Origin of the sequence: Pseudolactococcus hodotermopsidis, assembly GCF_011170085.1 — a bacterium.
GTDB lineage: Bacteria > Bacillota > Bacilli > Lactobacillales > Streptococcaceae > Pseudolactococcus > Pseudolactococcus hodotermopsidis.
In genome coordinates this window covers 1-2240 of sequence record NZ_BLLI01000117.1, presented here as the reverse complement: position 1 = coordinate 2240, position 2240 = coordinate 1, and the positions used below count along the sequence as shown (strand labels likewise).

General features: G+C 40.3%; 1 protein-coding gene. It reads left to right on the top strand.

Translation table 11 applies throughout. The annotated features are described in order from the left end of the window. Positions 1-143: 143 nt before the first annotated feature. On the top strand, positions 144-1979 hold the full coding sequence (locus tag Hs30E_RS10820) for a type IV secretory system conjugative DNA transfer family protein (protein WP_172209943.1): 1836 nt from the start codon (positions 144-146) through the stop codon (positions 1977-1979). Positions 1980-2240: the final 261 nt, after the last annotated feature.

The window sequence follows — 2240 nt, the reverse complement described above, 5'->3', positions numbered from 1 at the left end:
ATAACGAAAGTTTAACAGATTTTTTATGAAAATTAAAGCGGTTAGGGAAATAATCGTCTGAAATAGCTATTTAACTTGTGAAATTTCGGAATTTGTCGGATAAATTAAATTTATGAAATGACCGTGAAAATGAGGCGCTAATTGTGCAACTCATTATCGGCAGAAGTTCGCCACCGCATCCCACGCCAGCAGAACTCATAAATCCGAACGCAACTTGGTGGCAAATCATTTCTGGCAATATTCCGCCGATTTCTGCCGAAGCCAAAAAGCAACTGACCGACAAAAATTCATTGGCAACATTTAACACACTTGTGAGAATTGGTGCAAAATCTGGCAGTCCGAAAAGACAAATCGAGCTGATAAAATCCATGCAAAATTGTTTCAAAATTCTGGAATCCTCGCACGTTAAAATTCGGTTCAAAGAAATTTTGCCACAAAAAATGGATGAAGCGCAAATTCCGTGGCAATTTCCTCTCAAACTTTCGACACTTGAGCTCGCCAATCTGGGAATTTTCCCAACTGGCGATAAAAATTTGCACGGGATTTCACAGCTCCATCCAAAAATTATTTTACCACCAATCGGGCTAAAACAAAATCATAAGCGGATTTTTGGCGATTCTCACACCTTAAATGGTGCAATTTCTGCTAAAAATCTGGGGATTTCTGAGCACGATTCATTCTGTCATACTGTTCTGCTTGGTGGCACGGGTTCGGGCAAAAGCACGGCGATGTTGCATTTGATTTTGGCAGACATTTCTCTTGGACGCAGTGTTTTGGTTATCGATCCCAAGGGCGATTTGGTGCGAGATATTCTGGAAAGATTTCCCAAAAATCGTGAGGAAGATTTAATTTTGCTTGACCCAACTTCTCCAAATTTGGTTGGTTTTAATCCGTTTGAGCTGACCAAACACGGCATTTCGCCAGAACTTTTAACCCAACATTTGATGGCGATTTTCCAAGATTTATTTGCGGAAAATTGGGGCATTCGTAGCGCCGATGTTTTGACTCACGCCATTTTAACTTTGGCAAAATCCAAAAATGCGACGCTTGCGATATTGCCACAACTTTTGACCAACAAACCATTTCGCCAGAAAATCTTGAAACAAATTCACGACCCATTTGGTGTGGAAAGTTTCTGGAATTATTACGACAATTTATCTAATGGCGAGCAAATTCAGCTCATTTCGCCCGTTCTTAACAAACTGCGTCAGATTTTTATTCATCCAAATTTGCGCAATATGTTGGGCGTTTCTAATCCTAAATTTTCCCTAAACGACTTATTTTACGAACGAAAAATCGTTTTAGTTTCGCTAAATAAAGGCGTTACAGGCGCTGAATCTGCACGTTTTTTGGGTTCGCTATTAGTTAGCCTGACTTGGAGTTTGGCGCTAAAACGGGCAGAAATTCCGGCAGAAAAGCGCCACAGAATTTCTCTGTTTATTGACGAACTACAAGATTATTTGCGCTTGCCAACAGATTTGGCAGATGCGCTGAGTCAGGCTCGTGGACTTGGACTTTCATTGACTTTGGCGCACCAATATCGGCATCAACTGTCGCAAAATATCAAAATGGCGATTGATGCGAATTGCCGAAATAAAATCTGTTTTGGACTGGATATGAACGATGCGCAGGAGCTGGCAAAACAAGCGCCTGAACTTGTGGCTGAGGATTTTTATCACTTGCCTCAATATCACATTTATGCCAAGTTGCCTAACAATGGAATTTCTAGTGGCTGGCTTTCTGGCAAAACTTTTCCTAAACCGCCCGCAACCAGAAATTACAGCGATTTGGTTGCGAAATCTGCGCTTAAATATGGCACGCCAACTTCTGAAATTGAGGCTGATTTTTCCAAGCAATTTGGATTTTCCGATTTGCATTCTCTGCAAAATATTAGCGAGAATTTAGACAAAAATTCTGAGAAAATTCCCAAAACCAGACCCAAAAATATTGGCAGGCGCAAGAAAAATACTGCAGATTAAGACAAAAATTGCGTTCGTTTCGCTATTCGTTTCACGAGGTTGGACGAACGCTTTTTGTTGGCGGAAAATCGCCGATTTATAAAAATATAGCACACGACTTACTCCGTATTTACCTTATTTCACACGGAGCAAGATCGCTTAAAATTGAAAGGAAATCGAAATGCAAAAACACGATTTAACAGATAAGGAAAAGCAGATTTTGCAGTTTTTATGCAAGGCAAAATATGCCACAACAAAGCAAATTTCTCGGCTGTTTTTCTT